This window comes from Myxococcales bacterium (assembly GCA_016699535.1).
Taxonomy (GTDB): domain Bacteria; phylum Myxococcota_A; class Polyangia; order Polyangiales.
In genome coordinates, this window is record CP064980.1 from 1,541,440 (window position 1) to 1,556,286 (window position 14,847).

A 14,847-nucleotide genomic window follows, 5' to 3' on the forward strand; every position below is an offset into this window, starting at 1 on the left:
GAAAGTTGTGAGCCATTTCGCTGCAGTGAAGGGGCAAACTGCCGCGTCAGAAAACCTTGAAATACCAGTGGTATTCCAGCGCTTTTCGTTCCTTGCATTTTGCCCCTTCACTTTTCAATCTTGGCTCACAATTTTCCTAAACGAACACTAGTTCTTTTTTTGTTCAATTGCCCGAGCTCTATTAGAGTGGGCCGAGCCGTTTTTTGGCGATCTTTGTTGGGAATGAAAGGGATAACTATGAATAAGACAACTCAGAATCTCGTGCTGATTGCTGTGCTGAACGCTTTTCTATTCGCAGGGTGCAGTAGCGACGATTCGAACGATAGCAACGGTGGCGGAACAACTATTAACTCTTCGATCAGCAGCTCTAAGCAGATATCTGATCTTACAGACACCGAAGCGAGCACGCTTTGTCAAGAAGGCGAAGCCGCATCTAACAATGTCGAAAATGTGGGTATTTCAATAGGCTGCTACATGGAAACACTTTCTGATTCAGCTGTAACGAACACGACTGAATGCGAAACTTCTCTTGATAGCTGCGTCAATAATCCCAACAACATGTCAGACAGTACTGGGGCGTGTGATTTTGAAGATGCGGCTTTCCGAGAAAATTGTACGACAACGGTTGGTGAACTTGAAGACTGTATGAACGCACTCAGTGCTCTCGCTACGGATGTTCTTGGGGTTCTGAGCTGTGCTCCAGCGGGAGATGAAGCAGCGATTCAGACGATGATCGATGACCTCATGCAGGTTTTCGGTCTTTCGGATCCGCAAGAATTTGATAACTACGATCCTTTTGTGGAGACAACCGAGTGCGCTCCGGTCGTGGAAAAATGTCCGGGCATGATGGGCGACTAAGCTAGTTAAGTAGGAGTGAAAAAAAGACGGTTTCGACCGTCTTTTTTTTTTGACTCACGTTTCTTTCAGCTCATGTCACAATAGGGGTATGCACTTTGGCGTTAAGTTGCTTCCCGTTTTGTTTTTATTCTCTTTTTTCGTGAATGTCAGTGAGGCACTGGACGGTTCCATGTTCGACCCAGAGGGTGGCAGCGGTTTTGTGCGCAGAAAGAGCAAAGAGGGTAAGGCGCTTTATTGGCGTAATCGTCGTATCGCAATGGAGATAAACTATCTGAGCGCTCCAGCCGGGATTTCAGAAGAGCTCTTGCGAGAAATTGTGGGTGATGCTCAAAGCAAATGGGAAAAGCCCGGATGCACGGATATAGATTTTGAAGAACCGGCCACTGCGCCCAGTTCTGAGACCAACCTATCCGACGACTATTTCCGCCGGACTAAATGTGGCGATCGTTTTAATATTCCAACAAATGAAACGGATTGTATCAACCGAATCGTGTTTCGTACGAGTACGGATCCAAGTGATCTTTACTATTGGCCACAAGACAAAAATGAGGATCTATGGACCAGCAACGCCGAACGCGGTGCTTCAGAAGAAGAAGCCGACCCTCGTGATGTGTTGGCCTTGACCACGACTTTTTTTGTTCCCAAAACAGGGCAAATCATTGATGCAGACATGGACATCAATGCTTCCAATTTTGATTGGGTTTCCGATGACGGTGTGATGAGTGAGGATGACGTTGCTGAGCTCTCGAGTGTGGTTACCCACGAACTTGGCCATGTATTGGGCTTTGGGCATATGCCAGGTGAAACAAGCTCGATCATGTATTGGCAGCGCATTCCAGGAGTGAATGATCTCAATGAAGCAAATGATCGTGAAGCGGTATGTACCACATACCCTTTTAAGGACATTACGCCAGGCGTTGGCAAATACACGGTTGCTGGTATTGATGGTGGTTGCAGCATACACAACACGGATTCGTGTTCCGTTGCTGTTTTCGTAGTTGCTCTTTTGCTATGGACGCGACGTAAAGGCTATTTCTTCTTAGGTCGATAGTAGACGCGAATGGGTGTGCCTTCAAAGCCGAAGTGTTTTCGGATTTGGTTTTTGACATAGCGTTGATAACTAAAGTGAACGTCTTTGGGTCGGTTGGTGATGGCGACAAAGGCGGGCGGGCGTGTTTGCGCCTGAGTGACATAATACAAGCGTACGGCGCGACTACCTGTGGTGGGCGGCGGATGGTGCGCAAGAACCTTCTCGAAGAAACGGTTAAGTTCGGCTGTGCCAACGCGCTTGTTGTGCTCGAGGTAGGCGTGCCTAGCAGTATCCAATAGTTTGTTTGTGCCGCGGCCTTCTTTTGCGCTCAGCTCGACGATGGGCGCCCAGGCAAGAAAAGCAAGGGCATCGCGGATGTCACGGATCGCTTTTTTTCGCTCTTCGCGGCCCAACAAATCGACTTTATTTAGGCCAATCACAAGCGCACAACCGCGATCCTCAATCAAACTCGCGATTTTTGAATCTTGCTCAACCACGCCAAGGGTTGCGTCGATAAGCAGGACCGCAACGTCGCTTCGCTCTAAGGTGCGAATGGCTTGAAATACGCTAGCCGATTCGATGGTGTCTTTTTTGCTGCTTTTTTTGCGAAGACCTGCGGTGTCAATAAAGACATACTGCTGTCCGCGTTTTTCAATGAGCGTATCGATGGCATCGACTGTCGTTCCTGGTCTTGAATCAACAAGTTGTTGTTCATGTCCCAATAGACGGTTGAGCAATGACGATTTGCCAGCGTTGGGTTTACCCAGCAGAGAAACGTAGGGCACGTCTTCAAGTTTCGGAAAGGCTTCTGTTTCCCTCTTTGGAATAATCTTGCCAAGCGCTACTTCTAAATCGCTCATGCCATGGCCGTGCAAGGCGGACACTGGATAGATTTTATCGATTCCAAGGGAGTAAAGATCGGAAAACCCAAGTGCCTGCTTGGGCGAATCGATCTTGTTTGCAACGTAAAGCACGGGTTTGGTTTGCTCACGAAGTAGTTGGATGGCTTCGTAGTCAGCGGGGAGCGGTGGTGTAATCCCATCGAGCAGACATACGATGACAGAGGCTTCTTCAAGGGCGAGTCGGACTTGCTGGGCAATACCCATCTGCATCGGATCTTCGCTTTGTGGATCAAAACCTCCGGTGTCCACCACAATAACTTCATGGCCTGCAATGTGGCTACTGCCGTAGTGGCGATCGCGAGTCACGCCAGGCTGATCTTGAACAATCGCAAGGTTTGCACCAACCAGACGATTAAATAGGGAGCTCTTACCAACGTTAGGTCGACCTACGATGGCGATGAGCGGCCGGTGCATCGACAGACCTGCTGGTAATCTTGCTTTGTTATGATGCCGCTTCATGGATCAAGATTGCGCGAGCACAAGCTCCTGAATGTAGCGTGGGTTTTGTGTCCAATCCGGAATAACCTTCACCCACAGCTCCAAAAAGACTTGGCCACCAACCAGTTCTTCGATTTCTTTTCGGGCCTCGCTGCCGATTTTTTTAATCATGGAACCACGGGTTCCGATCAAGATTTTTTTGTGTGACTCGCGTTCAACCACAAGTGTCATCGCGATGTGTATGGGTTTTTGCGATTCCTCAAAGGTATCGACGACGATTGCAACACCGTAGGGAACTTCTTGATGGGTGTTGCGGATGGCAGCTTCTCGCACAAGTTCGGCTGCAAAAAAACGAGTGGGCCGGTCGGTTAAAAACTGCTCGTCGTAGTGGGGCCCTTCAGGTAGGTGTTTGCAAATGGCAGAAATTAGTACGTTGATTTGCTTCTTTCTAAGAGCGCTTATGGGAACGATTTCTGCAAAGGGATATAGCTTTGCATAAGCTTCGATGATCGGTAGCAGTGCATCTTTATTGGGAAGCTGATCGATTTTGTTTAGCGCTAGAAGGGTCGGGCCTTTTACATCGGCTAGGAGCTCGATGACGTTGCGATCGCGCTCGGCAAAATGCTCGGCGCCTTTTTGAGCGGCTGGTGCTTCAGTAATGAGCAAACGTACGTCACATTGATGCAGGGAAGATTTGGCGGCTTCTACCAGGGCGCGTCCCAGCGGACCGTGGGGTTTATGAAGACCCGGTGTGTCAACCAGCGCAATCTGAGCGGGTGGCTCTTTTTGCGTGTAGACGCCTAGGATCTGAGCGCGGGTGGTTTGAGGTTTACTGGCCGTAATAGCTAGCTTTTGGCCCAAAATTGCGTTCAAAAGGGTGGATTTTCCAACGTTAGGTCGCCCTAGTAGGGCACAGGTGCCTGCTGGATAAGATATGTCTGTTGCGCTTTTCATTTGAGACTTGGGTTCAAAGCTATTCACTAAGCCTTGGCAAATATGGTACGCCTGGCTCACTATGCAATGGCTATTTGCGCTTCTTTTTCCTTTTTTTCTAGTTAATTTCGCTTGTGAATCCGGCTCGGGTGAGCCTTGCCAGGTCAAAAGCGACTGTAAATCCGGGCTTCTGTGCTGCAAAGCGAGTGGCGCAAGTGTTTCAAGTCGGGGCTTGTGCCAGCAGGTTTGCGACCTTGGAGACGCCGGTTCGGACGCCTCAGACGCATCCTCAGGTGATGCTGATCTGAGCGACGTGATGAGCTCGGATAGCGGAGGTGGCGATGTTTAGAGCATTTTGTATGCTGATGGTGTGCTCGTTCTGTGTTTTGAGCGTAGCTCATGCGCAGAATCCGGATGCCAAGAGCGAGCTTGCCAAAAGAGCTTACACCAAAGGCGAGACACTTTTTAAAGCAGGTCACTACGAAGCTGCACAGGTTCAGTTTGAAGCAGCCTATGCTGCATCGCCCAATCCGGTGGTGCTACTTAGTGTAGCGAAAACCCAGGAGAAGCTAGAGAACTACAGTGGTGTGGTGCAGAGTTTGGAGCGCTATCTTAAAGAGCGAGCCGATGCGCCCGATGCCGAACAAGTCCAAAAGAGGATTAATAAGATTAAAAGCCGTCCGGCTCTTTATCGTATCAATTCTCAGCCCGATGGCGCTCGTATTTTTGTAGACGGCCAAGCTCAGTCTCACGTCACTCCCGCAGAGGTGCAGCTTACGCCTGGAGAGCATGAAATTGAATTGCGAGCCGATGGCTACGAAGCAAAGCACATGGCCGTATCAGCAAATTTTGCAGAACGTAGGCCAATTGCTGTTGCTTTGAAAAAGGAAGCAGCTCCTGTTGTGGAAACAAATGAAGTGAAAATGGATGAGGAGCCAGTGGATTTGATGCCAGCGGTTTGGGTCGCGGCAGGCGTTTCAGGTGCCGCCCTTATTGCAGGCACGGTGCTCGGCATTTTAGCACTCAAAGAGCAAAGTGATTTCAATGACAATCCAAGCACCTCAAGTGCTGATCGTGGCGAGAATTTTGCATTGTTTGCGGATCTGTCTTTTGGCCTTGCCGCGGCGGCAGGAATTACTGCATTTGTGCTTTTTTTGGATCACAACGAGCGACATTCGCGCAAAGAAAAAGCTGACAAACAAACTGCGAAGCTTGAGCTGCGTCCTGAACTCTCAACACAGCGTGCCGGACTTTCTGCTAAGTTTAACTTTTAAGGATGATGTATGAAGATTTTTATCGACACCGCTGATGTTAGCGAGATTCGCGAAGCAGCTGCGATGGGCGTCATTGACGGCGTCACAACCAATCCCAGTCTTGTTGCAAAATCAGGCCGCTCCATGAGTGCAGTTATCGAAGAGATATGCAGCATTATCGATGGTCCGATTAGCGCTGAAGTCTTGGCCGTTGATGCTGAGGGCATCTACAAAGAAGGCTTAGCTCTTTCAAAAGTTCATAAAAACATCGTCGTTAAAGTTCCGTTGATTGCCGAGGGTCTCAAAGCTGTAAAGAAGTTGAGCTCCGAAGGCATTCCTTGCAACGTGACGCTGTGCTTTAGTGCCAACCAAGCCTTGCTTGCCGCAAAAGCCGGAGCGGCTTACATCAGTCCTTTCATTGGTCGGTTGGATGATGTGAGTACGGATGGCATGGAGCTCATCGAGCAGATCGTGGGCATTTATCGCAACTACGATTTTCAAACCGAGGTGCTTGCAGCGAGTATTCGCCATCCCGTGCATGTCCTTCAATGCGCGATGATTGGCGCCGATGTCGCGACCTTGCCTTTTAAGGTGATAAGTCAGCTCGTGAAGCATCCGCTTACGGATAAGGGGCTTGAGACCTTTTTAGCGGATGCAAAGAAAATCCCCGCGGCTTAGAACACTGGGGTTTGTTTATGGCCCAAATTGGACTGGTAGCAGGATCGGAAGACCACAAGCGCGGATTTAGACGGATCGTCGCGTTGCTCGTTTGGCTCGTCATTGTGCCAACGGCGTTGTTGCTACTTTTGGGCGTCATGATGTTGGTCTTTTGGCAGGCCCAACTTAATGTGTTGTTTGGAATCATGGTGGTCACTCTAGTGGGCTGCCTTGTCACCGGAACCGTGCTGTCCTTAGTGTTTTTGCGCAAAGAGGCCAACCTTTCCAAACTGCAGCTTGATTTTGTATCCAAGGTGAGCCACGAGCTGCGCACACCGCTTACCGCCATTCGCATGTTCGTCGACATGCTTCAGGAGGACAAAGGCAGTGACCCAGAGAAAATGCAGAAGTGCCTTGATGTCCTTCAAAAAGAAACCGTGCGCCTTAGCGAGCGAATCGAGCGCTTGGTTGATTGGGGCCGTATGGAGGCCGGCAGACGCATCTATCATCCGAAGCGAGAAAAGATAGAACCCATCATAAACGATGCGCTCGCTGCCTTTGGCGGCATTACCTTGGGTCAAGGTCCACATCCGGAAGTTATGATGCAACCTGATCTTCCTGACATCTTGGTCGATCGATCGGCTCTTGTTGATGCCTTGGTGAACCTGCTATCCAATGCTTACAAGTACACAGGAGACGATAAACAAATCGCACTTCAGGTTATTACCGACACCCAGCACGTCCGTTTTTCGGTAAGCGATAACGGAGTGGGTATTCCAGGACGAGAGCATCATCGAATTTTTCAAAAATTTTATCGTGTGGACGAGAGGCTTTCCCGCACCGTAGAAGGCTCAGGCCTTGGGCTTGCGATTGTTAGGCACGTCGCAGATGCTCATCGTGGCTCTGTTGAAGTGGACAGTGAGCTAGGAGAGGGCAGCACATTTACGATGATTTTCCCAAGGCAGCAATGGGATGATGTCCCACAATCGGAGGATTCATGACAAAAGCCCGAGTGCTTGTGGTTGAAGACGATGAATCCATCGTGCTCGGCCTTCAGATGAACTTGGAGTCCGAAGGCTATATCGTTGAAAAAGCCACGGATGGAATGACCGGTCTAGACAAAGCAAGTTCTGAAGAATGGGACCTGGTTATTCTCGATATCATGCTGCCTAAGCTTAATGGCTATGAACTGCTCTCAAGGCTCAGAGAACGGAAGAAAGTCCCACCTGTTTTGATGTTGAGTGCACGATCCGGAGATATCGACAAAGTCATGGGCTTGGATCTTGGGGCCGAAGATTACATGACCAAGCCTTTTTCCATTGCTGAGCTATTGGCGCGTGTGCGGGTTATTCTTCGGCGCTCCAAAGTGGCAGTATCAGAAGCTACAATTTGTTTTGGCGACATTGTTATTGATGTCGATACACGTGAAGTGCGTAAGAGTGGTGAGTTGGTTGAGCTTACAGCCACGGAATTTGATGTGCTGATGCTGCTATGGAATGTTAAAGGCCGTATACTCTCGCGCCAACAAATTCTTGATCAGCTGCATGGCGGCAGTCACCACGGTACGCATCGAACTGTTGATAATTTCGTTGCGCAACTTCGCGCCAAACTCGAAGGCGATCCTTCCAAACCAAAGCACTTACTCACCATAAGAGGCGTGGGGTATCGACTTCAATTTGAAAAATAGATTAGAAGTCGCATTTACGAGATCGTTTTTCTATTCAGCGGGCGCTAGTGCAGGCGGTTGAGCTCCGCTCAGTTTGCGTTTTTTGTGCAGTGGGTATTGGATGACTTTGAGCCAGCCAAGCACAACGATCACGGGATAGGTTGGATCAAATTCAAACCAGCGTTGGGCGAATTTGGCAGAGCTTGCGTGTTTATGGTGATTGTTTTGATAAAGTTCGCCAAAAGTAAGTAGATCCCAAACCAGGGTGTTTTTGGATTTGTCTGCCGTATCAAAGTTGCGATAGCCGTACTTGTGTCCAGCCCAGTTAACGATGGCGCCGTGCACCGGTCCCATGAGGAAGTGAATAGGAAGAAGTAAGAAAAAGAGCCAGTGAGGGGCAAAGGCAATGTAAAAGAGGGTGTAGAATGTGCCCCATGCAAGGCGCGTTAGCCATAAATCGCCTAGTCTATCGACTGCGTTCCAGACAGGATAGTCACCTTCAAAACGAGCCTCGGGTTGAATACGATGGCGAACAAAGCCGGTGTAACGCTCTTTCGTAGCCCACATCATGGTGCTTAGGTTTTTGTAGATGTGTGGAGAGTGCGGGTCACGCTCCGTATCTGAAAAGGCGTGGTGCTCTCGATGTAAAATCGCATAGGCGCGAGGCACAAGGTAGGAGCTTCCTTGGGTTACAAAAGTGAATAGATGAAAAAAACGTTCCCAGAACTTATTCATCTTGAACATGCCGTGAGCGGCATAGCGGTGCAAAAAGAAAGTTTGGGAAAAAACACTGCTTGCCCAATGTAAGAGAAAAAAAGTTAGAATGATGGCTGCGCCTGTATGAAAACTCATGGTAGTTAAGCTAGCTTAGTGAGGTCTGTTGCTTATCCTACTCGTGTCACAGTTCTGTCATATACGCTCCGATTTGGATTGATAGCTTTGGCATTAATTGGGTTGAAAAACTGACAATTTTGGCATGAATTGTGAGAAAAAATGACAAAGTTGGCATCTCGGCACGGAAAAAAGCATCGAAATGAGAGTCGGCCTAAGGTGCTTGCCATCTACAAGAAGTCAGCTTTTCAGCTCTATGTGCAGGAACGTAAGCTGCCTGAAATGAAGCGTTTGCTTCAGAAGCGTGATCGCAGTGTGGAGCGGCTGCGTGAGTCGCACGATGCCCATGTTAAAGGGGTGAGTGAAGCGACTCGGATTCTACGATCGCTCGGTGCAAAAGTTGTGCTCCGTTACCGAGGGGATGCTGGAAATGCCGATGACTTTGACTTTGTGGTGACTCTAGGTGGTGATGGGACCTTGCTATGGGCTTCTCATTTTGTCCCGGCAGATATTCCCATTATGGGTATCAATACCGCTCCGAAAGATAGCGTGGGTCACTTTTGTGCTGGTCACGTCAAGGATTTGAAGGGCTTGTTTCAGCAAGCGCTGGATCAGGAACTTGCGATGATGCGCCTCTCTCGGATGCGAGTCGAAGTGGATGAAGTACTTGTGAGCAATCGCATTCTCAACGATGTGCTTTTTGCGCACGAATGTCCCGCAGCAACCTCGCGTTATCTCATTGAGCACAATGGCAAGGTCGAAGATCAGAAATCAAGCGGTATCTGGGTTGGACCTGCTGCAGGCTCAACAGCGGCGCGTCGTTCGGCGGGCGGCCATGTGATGAGAATCCAATCCAAACGTTTGGAATATGTTGTTCGGGAACCTTATTTTGAACCCACTCAGGATTACAAAATGACACGTGGCTACATTGAAGACGGAAGTGAACTTGAGATACAGAGCAAAATGAGGCCGGGTAAGCTTTATCTTGATGGCTCACGCTTGCAGTTTGCGGTGCCTTTTGGCTCGACCATACGAATGACCCGTTCCGATGAACCACTGCTTCTTTTTGGATATCGGCGCATGAAAAATAAAAGTTAGATGGATCTGGAACACCTGGCGAATCGTTTAGCGGCTTTTCCAGAGCTCGAGATGCGTATCAAAGAGCTCGCTGCGTACATGTCTGGCTTGGACGATGCTGCCTTTCTTCTAGCCTTGGAACAGATATTTGAGCGGGCCTTCGAGGAAGCTGTGTTTCGAGACTTACTTTTAGTTTGGTCTTTGGTGATGCAAGGTGAGGAGATTGATGCGCGGCATTTTTATTTGAAAGTTGCGGCAGTTGAACACGATATTTTGCTTTGTCAGTATCTGATGGAAACGAGAATCTATGAGTTCGGGCATTCGGATAAAAAAGTAGAGAAAAGTATTGATTACGGTGTGGGTCGGCCATTGAGTTTGGGAGAGCGAAAGACTTTAGCTCGCACTGTCGACCGGAAACTTATGGCCAGAGCTTTGCATGATCCCGATCCGAGCGTGATTGAGCTTTTACTCGGAAATCCAAAAGTCACTGAAAGCGACGTGGTGCGTCTTTGTGCCCGACGTCCCGCTTCGTATGAGGTGCTTCAACGTGTCTATTGTCATCCGCGATGGATTACCAAGGCAGCTATTAAACGGGCACTTGCTCTAAATCCTGCCTTGCCTTTGGGTTACTGCCTATTGCTTTTACCTCAGCTTCTCTCACAAGACAGACCGTTGGTCTTAGAGCAACGTGAGCTTCCAGACGAGCTGCTCAATTACCTGCAAAGGTTCACGAAACCTAGCAGTTAAACGCAGAGCGAAGTTGTCTAAGAGCTGTTTCGAGTTCTTCGGGTGGAAGGACGGTAAAGCATAGTCTTACCCAACTCTGATAGTCTTTTCCGCAAGCGCTGCCTGGTGTGAGCAGAACACCGTGCCTAAGACATCGCCGCAAAAAGGAGTGCATATCTTGCCCTTCGGAGAAGTAAGGCGAGACATCAAAAAAGGCAAAGGTTCCTGCCGGAATGCGCTCGATGCCCAAGATGCTACTGCAGAGATTGGCTGCATGGGCATAACGTGCTCGAGCGTCCTGCTGCCATGCATCACCTTTTTCGAGCGCTGCTGCGGCGGCGTATTGCATGGGTTTTGATGCGCAATAGCTATGAAAGGTTTGCACGCTTCGGATGGCGGCCATCGCTTGCTCCGGTCCGTGAATGTATCCAATGCGTGCGCCTGCTAAGCCATAGCTTTTTGAGATGGTGTGAGCGACGATACTTCGTTCATGAAGATCGGGGTGCAGCCAACAGGCTTGCTGAGCTTTATCAAAGAAGAGATCTTCATACGCTTCATCGCAAAGGATCCACCAATCGTTTTGTTTTGCCAGCTCGGCAATCACATCAAGCTCTGCGCGCGCAATGCTTTTGCCTGTTGGGTTGTTGGGGCTGTTAAGATAGATGGCGGCTGTTCTAGGACTTACAAGTTGCTGCAAGGCTTGTTTGAAATCAAAACCAGCGTAATCGCGCTCGGTGAAAAAAGGAAGCTCGATGACCTTGACCCCGGATTTTTGTAAAATGCCTCGGATCAACGGCCAGAAGGGCGACAAAACAATCACTTCATCGCCAGCTTCAAAAAGCGACTCGCAAATCACACTCAGACCTGCAGTTGCGCCATTGACGACTTGAATGTTGTCAATACTTGGGGCTTGGTTTGCGGCTTGCCGGCGTAGTTTACTTGCAATTTGTTCAAGCAAAACGGGCTCCCCGCGAACCGGAGAGTAGCAATGAAGACTCTGTATTTCCGCGCTCCGTTGACTTTCCGCCATGGCCTCTTTGATGGGCTCAAGGTAAGTATCTCCAACGTGCAGAGGGTAGACGGGCTTATCCAGCGTTTTTGCTTCGTGCATCAGCGCACTAAAGACTCCATCGCTTAGGGCGGCTGTACGTGTTGAAAGCTTAGGAAATCTAGGCATGCAGTATTAGACCCAAAATAGATAGCAAAGTGAGATTGTAATTACGGCTGTGATAATTTGAAGAGGGATACCAAAGCGAAGAAAATCGGTAAACCGGTAACCACCCGGGCCATAAACCATCAGGTTGGTTTGATAGGCAATGGGACTCACAAAGTTTCCTGCACTTGCGAAGATCACCACAAAAATAAATGGACGGACGCCGAGCCCAGCATGTTCGGCCAAGGCAGTCGCAATGGGAAAGACAAGTACTGCAGCAGCTTTGGTGGTGACGACAGCCCCGAGCAAGGCGACCGCAATGTAAATAGCTGTCAGTAAGCCCACCGGTCCAAGTGGTTCAGCGATGAGCATAATTCCGTTGCTCAGATACTCGGCCAAGCCGCTTTGCGAGACGGCTGCGCCCAAGCCAAACGCCGCAGCAATCGTGAGCACAACGGTCAAATCAATAGCGTTGCGTGCTTGCGTTGCACTAATGCATCCTGTGATGATCAGTGCTGCGCTGGCAATGAGCGCTGCGTGGATAAGAGGCATCCAGCCTGAAGCGTTTAGCAAGACCATAAGAGCGATAATGCACATCGCGATCCAGCCTTTTTCAAAATAAATCGGCTGACTGTCTTGTACTTCGCCCACGAGAGCGAATGCGTCATTGTTGCGATGGGTGTTTAGAAACGAAGGGTGAGCTTCGAGCAACAAAGTGTCTCCTGCTTTGAGCACAATATCGCCAACTTTCGCATGGATTCGTTCGCCTGCACGATGTACTGCGATAATGGCCGCGTTGAAGCTGGTGCGAAATTGAGACTCCCGAATGCTTTTCCCGATAAGAGGTGAGTGCGTTGAGATGACGGCTTCGAGCAAACGACGATTGGGTCGTGGCTCAGACAGTTTGTCGATTTGTGAGGTGGCAGGAATCAAGCCACGAATCTTTTGCAGATCGACGACGCTCTCTACAACACCTGCAAACAACAGTTCATCTCCGGCATGGAGCTGACGGTTTGGGGCCGGAGCTGGAATAACCTCACCATGGCGTTCGATTTCGACAAGAAACAGTCCGGGGAGTTTACGAAGACCGGCTGCCTCGATTGTTTTGTTAACCACGATGGAGTCGGATGCGACACGCATGGCCACAGTGTATTGGCGAGAGCTTTGAGCTGCACTGCCTTTGGAATCACGGTCGGGAAGCAAAAAGGGTGAAGCCAGAACAAGATATAAAGTGCCAGCAATCACCAGGGGAAGACCCACCCACAACTGATCAAACATGCCTATTTCAAGCGCCGGATCGTATGCACGGGCCATGGCAGCCACAACAAGATTCGTGCTGTGTCCGATCAGCGTGCAGGTGCCGCCTAAAATAGCCGCGTAGCTAAGGGGCATAAGGAGTCGTGAGCGCGGAACGCCGATTCGACGCGCCCAGTCGTTGACGACCGGTAGCATCATAGCAACAACGGGCGTGTTGTTTAAAAATGCTGAGATGCCAGCAACCGGAAGACTAAGACGCAGCAATGCATGCCTTTGCTTTGTCGGATAGCCTAATAAGGTGTGTGCGACACCATGCACGGCTCCAGTGTCGCGAATGGCAGCCCCAAGAACAAAAAGCAAAGCAACGGTAAGCGTGCCTTCGTTGGAGAAACCCGAAAATGCTTTGTCGGGTGAAACCACCCCTGTAACAAGTACAACACTAAGCCCACCGAGCATGACTGTGTCGGTGCCTGCAATGTTTTTTACAAGCGCGACGATGACAGCAAGTACGGTGAAAAGGGTGATCCAAGCTTCTAAGGTCATAAATTTCCGTGGTTCATGGCGCGGCGCCATGGCGAGATAGGTACTGCTTGAAGTTTTTGTGCTTCTTTGCCGGGATCCAACTGCCACTGCCGGTACGCGGCTGCTGCGGCGAGAGTGCTTTCTTCATTGGGATCGTGTGCCGCATTGTTAAGTTCGGTCAGGTGATTGGGTATAAAAGCTGTTGTGTACTTTCCTTCGACGAATTCTGGGTGATCCATGGTCTTCCTTAGAAAAGAAAGATTGTGCCGAATCCCAGTAATTTGTGTTTCATAAAGGGCGCGTTTCATGCGGGCGATGGCTTCACTTCGTGTGGCTGCCCAGCATGATAATTTAGCGATCATGGGGTCATAGCAATCGGGCACACTGCTTCCTTGATAGTAACCCGCGTCTAGGCGAACTCCGGGTCCGCTGGGAAAAGTTAGCAGTTCAAGCTTGCCCGGGGAGGGCATAAAATTGGATTCTGGATCTTCTGCGTAGATACGGCATTCGATGGCGTGCCCTGTGGCTGTGAGTTGATCCTGCGTGAGCTCAAGAGCTTCATGCGCAGCAACTTTGAGTTGCTGCTTAACCAAATCAACACCGGTAATGAGTTCGGTGACTGGATGTTCGACCTGAAGGCGTGTGTTCATTTCCAGAAAGAAAAAATCGTTCTCGTTTGGGTCGAGTAGAAATTCAAGGGTTCCTGCTCCAAGGTAGCCGAGATCCTGAACAGCGCTTCGTGCCGCCGATCGCATCCTTTCGATGACTTCCGGGTGAAGGTCATTGTAAGGACTAAGGCTTTCTTCAATGACTTTCTGATGGCGGCGTTGGATGGAGCAGTCTCGTTCAAAAAGATGAATCGCGTTTCCGTGCGCATCTCCCAATACCTGTATTTCGATATGTTTTGCCTGAAGGATTGCTTTTTCAAGGTAGACGCGATCGTCACCAAAGGAACGTTTCGCTTCACTACGCGCGCGGACAAGTTCCGATGCGAGATCTCTTTTGTGCTGCACAAGACGCATGCCTTTGCCGCCGCCACCGGAGGCCGCTTTGATCATGACGGGATAGCCGATGTTCTCTGCTGTTTTAATTAGGGCTTCATCCGACTCGACGTCACTTCCCGGAACGAGATTGAGGCCTGCTTGTTTCATCCGTGTCCGGGCATGTGTTTTCGAGCCCATGATATTGATGTGCTCAGCGCTCGGGCCGATAAAAACAATTCCTGCGTTGCTACATGCTTTTGCAAATTCTGCGTTTTCGCTGAGAAAGCCGTAGCCTGGGTGAATAGCATCTGCGTTTGCTTCTTTTGCTATTTTCACTATTTTTGTAATGTTTAAGTAGTCTAGGAAATTATTGTTGCCCCCAAAGGCATAGGCTTCGTCGGCCATGCGAAGATGTAAGCCGTCTCGATCGATATCGCTGAAGACTGCAACCGAAGGGATGGCCATTTCTCGTAAGGTGCGTGCAATTCGCACTGCAATTTCGCCGCGATTTGCAATTAAGACTTTTTTGAACATGCAGGCCTCTTTCGATGTCGTTTTTAC

At 49.6% G+C, this 14,847-nt stretch carries 15 protein-coding genes; 9 read left to right on the top strand and 6 right to left on the bottom strand.

Annotated elements, in window-relative coordinates:
* Positions 1–237 precede the first annotated feature (237 nt).
* Both IPJ88_07350 and IPJ88_07355 read left to right on the top strand, forming a co-directional pair.
* Positions 238–858, top strand: coding sequence for a hypothetical protein (locus tag IPJ88_07350; protein ID QQR91527.1), 621 nt, complete (start codon positions 238–240; stop codon positions 856–858).
* An 88-nt stretch (positions 859–946) separates the two neighbouring features.
* Positions 947–1,909, top strand: a complete 963-nt coding sequence (locus IPJ88_07355) for a matrixin family metalloprotease (protein QQR91528.1) — start codon at positions 947–949, stop codon at positions 1,907–1,909.
* Here the strand turns inward: IPJ88_07355 and der are convergent.
* Together der and era are read right to left on the bottom strand one after the other, a co-directional pair.
* Positions 1,888–3,249: a ribosome biogenesis GTPase Der gene (gene der / locus IPJ88_07360; protein ID QQR91529.1), complete on the bottom strand. Its 1,362-nt coding sequence runs from the start codon at positions 3,247–3,249 to the stop codon at positions 1,888–1,890. The genes IPJ88_07355 and der overlap by 22 nt on opposite strands.
* A gap of 3 nt (positions 3,250–3,252) precedes the next feature.
* Positions 3,253–4,182 (bottom strand): GTPase Era, encoded by a 930-nt coding sequence (gene era / locus IPJ88_07365; GenBank protein QQR91530.1) that lies wholly within the window; start codon positions 4,180–4,182, stop codon positions 3,253–3,255.
* A 61-nt stretch (positions 4,183–4,243) separates the two neighbouring features.
* Here era and IPJ88_07370 point away from each other — a divergent pair, with 61 nt between their 5' ends.
* The 5 genes from IPJ88_07370 to IPJ88_07390 are packed head-to-tail and all read left to right on the top strand — an operon-like array spanning position 4,244 to position 7,758.
* Entirely contained in the window at positions 4,244–4,510 is a 267-nt protein-coding gene (locus IPJ88_07370) for a hypothetical protein (GenBank protein QQR91531.1), read from the top strand.
* Complete coding sequence (locus IPJ88_07375; GenBank protein QQR91532.1) at positions 4,503–5,435, top strand: PEGA domain-containing protein; 933 nt, start codon at positions 4,503–4,505, stop codon at positions 5,433–5,435. Before IPJ88_07370 ends, IPJ88_07375 begins: the two co-directional genes overlap by 8 nt.
* 9 nt (positions 5,436–5,444) lie before the next feature.
* Positions 5,445–6,092 carry a fructose-6-phosphate aldolase gene (gene fsa / locus IPJ88_07380; GenBank protein ID QQR91533.1) on the top strand — a complete coding sequence of 216 codons (648 nt, stop codon included), beginning with the start codon at positions 5,445–5,447 and terminating at the stop codon, positions 6,090–6,092.
* 17 nt (positions 6,093–6,109) lie between these two features.
* Positions 6,110–7,072, top strand: a complete 963-nt coding sequence (locus IPJ88_07385) for a two-component sensor histidine kinase (GenBank protein ID QQR91534.1) — start codon at positions 6,110–6,112, stop codon at positions 7,070–7,072.
* Positions 7,069–7,758, top strand: a complete 690-nt coding sequence (locus IPJ88_07390) for a response regulator transcription factor (GenBank protein ID QQR91535.1) — start codon at positions 7,069–7,071, stop codon at positions 7,756–7,758. The genes IPJ88_07385 and IPJ88_07390 overlap by 4 nt, the downstream gene beginning before the upstream one ends.
* A 30-nt stretch (positions 7,759–7,788) precedes the next feature.
* Here the strand turns inward: IPJ88_07390 and IPJ88_07395 are convergent, their stop codons facing one another.
* Positions 7,789–8,589: an acyl-CoA desaturase gene (locus IPJ88_07395; GenBank protein ID QQR91536.1), complete on the bottom strand. Its 801-nt coding sequence runs from the start codon at positions 8,587–8,589 to the stop codon at positions 7,789–7,791.
* Positions 8,590–8,730: 141 nt separating this feature from the next.
* On the opposite strand from IPJ88_07395, the gene IPJ88_07400 reads away from it, so the two are divergent.
* Entirely contained in the window at positions 8,731–9,666 is a 936-nt protein-coding gene (locus IPJ88_07400) for an NAD(+)/NADH kinase (GenBank protein ID QQR91537.1), read from the top strand.
* Complete coding sequence (locus IPJ88_07405; protein QQR91538.1) at positions 9,667–10,392, top strand: hypothetical protein; 726 nt, start codon at positions 9,667–9,669, stop codon at positions 10,390–10,392.
* On the opposite strand, the gene IPJ88_07410 is transcribed toward IPJ88_07405, so the two are convergent.
* The 3 genes from IPJ88_07410 to IPJ88_07420 are packed head-to-tail and all read right to left on the bottom strand — an operon-like array spanning position 10,382 to position 14,820.
* Positions 10,382–11,548, bottom strand: a complete 1,167-nt coding sequence (locus IPJ88_07410) for a pyridoxal phosphate-dependent aminotransferase (GenBank protein QQR91539.1) — start codon at positions 11,546–11,548, stop codon at positions 10,382–10,384. The two genes, IPJ88_07405 and IPJ88_07410, sit on opposite strands and share 11 nt — an antisense overlap.
* A gap of 6 nt (positions 11,549–11,554) precedes the next feature.
* On the bottom strand, positions 11,555–13,324 hold the full coding sequence (locus IPJ88_07415) for an anion permease (GenBank protein QQR91540.1): 1,770 nt from the start codon (positions 13,322–13,324) through the stop codon (positions 11,555–11,557).
* Positions 13,321–14,820: an acetyl-CoA carboxylase biotin carboxylase subunit gene (locus tag IPJ88_07420; GenBank protein ID QQR91541.1), complete on the bottom strand. Its 1,500-nt coding sequence runs from the start codon at positions 14,818–14,820 to the stop codon at positions 13,321–13,323. The genes IPJ88_07415 and IPJ88_07420 overlap by 4 nt, the downstream gene beginning before the upstream one ends.
* Positions 14,821–14,847 lie beyond the last annotated feature (27 nt).

What these genes read in the sequence shown, in the direction of transcription:
- IPJ88_07350 (QQR91527.1), top strand. Translation starts at nt 238, where the DNA reads ATGAATAAGACAACTCAGAATCTCGTGCTGATTGCTGTGCTGAACGCT.
- IPJ88_07355 (QQR91528.1), top strand. Translation starts at nt 947, where the DNA reads ATGCACTTTGGCGTTAAGTTGCTTCCCGTTTTGTTTTTATTCTCTTTT.
- der (QQR91529.1), bottom strand. Translation starts at nt 3,249, where the DNA reads ATGAAGCGGCATCATAACAAAGCAAGATTACCAGCAGGTCTGTCGATG.
- era (QQR91530.1), bottom strand. Translation starts at nt 4,182, where the DNA reads ATGAAAAGCGCAACAGACATATCTTATCCAGCAGGCACCTGTGCCCTA.
- IPJ88_07370 (QQR91531.1), top strand. Translation starts at nt 4,244, where the DNA reads ATGCAATGGCTATTTGCGCTTCTTTTTCCTTTTTTTCTAGTTAATTTC.
- IPJ88_07375 (QQR91532.1), top strand. Translation starts at nt 4,503, where the DNA reads ATGTTTAGAGCATTTTGTATGCTGATGGTGTGCTCGTTCTGTGTTTTG.
- fsa (QQR91533.1), top strand. Translation starts at nt 5,445, where the DNA reads ATGAAGATTTTTATCGACACCGCTGATGTTAGCGAGATTCGCGAAGCA.
- IPJ88_07385 (QQR91534.1), top strand. Translation starts at nt 6,110, where the DNA reads ATGGCCCAAATTGGACTGGTAGCAGGATCGGAAGACCACAAGCGCGGA.
- IPJ88_07390 (QQR91535.1), top strand. Translation starts at nt 7,069, where the DNA reads ATGACAAAAGCCCGAGTGCTTGTGGTTGAAGACGATGAATCCATCGTG.
- IPJ88_07395 (QQR91536.1), bottom strand. Translation starts at nt 8,589, where the DNA reads ATGAGTTTTCATACAGGCGCAGCCATCATTCTAACTTTTTTTCTCTTA.
- IPJ88_07400 (QQR91537.1), top strand. Translation starts at nt 8,731, where the DNA reads ATGACAAAGTTGGCATCTCGGCACGGAAAAAAGCATCGAAATGAGAGT.
- IPJ88_07405 (QQR91538.1), top strand. Translation starts at nt 9,667, where the DNA reads ATGGATCTGGAACACCTGGCGAATCGTTTAGCGGCTTTTCCAGAGCTC.
- IPJ88_07410 (QQR91539.1), bottom strand. Translation starts at nt 11,548, where the DNA reads ATGCCTAGATTTCCTAAGCTTTCAACACGTACAGCCGCCCTAAGCGAT.
- IPJ88_07415 (QQR91540.1), bottom strand. Translation starts at nt 13,324, where the DNA reads ATGACCTTAGAAGCTTGGATCACCCTTTTCACCGTACTTGCTGTCATC.
- IPJ88_07420 (QQR91541.1), bottom strand. Translation starts at nt 14,820, where the DNA reads ATGTTCAAAAAAGTCTTAATTGCAAATCGCGGCGAAATTGCAGTGCGA.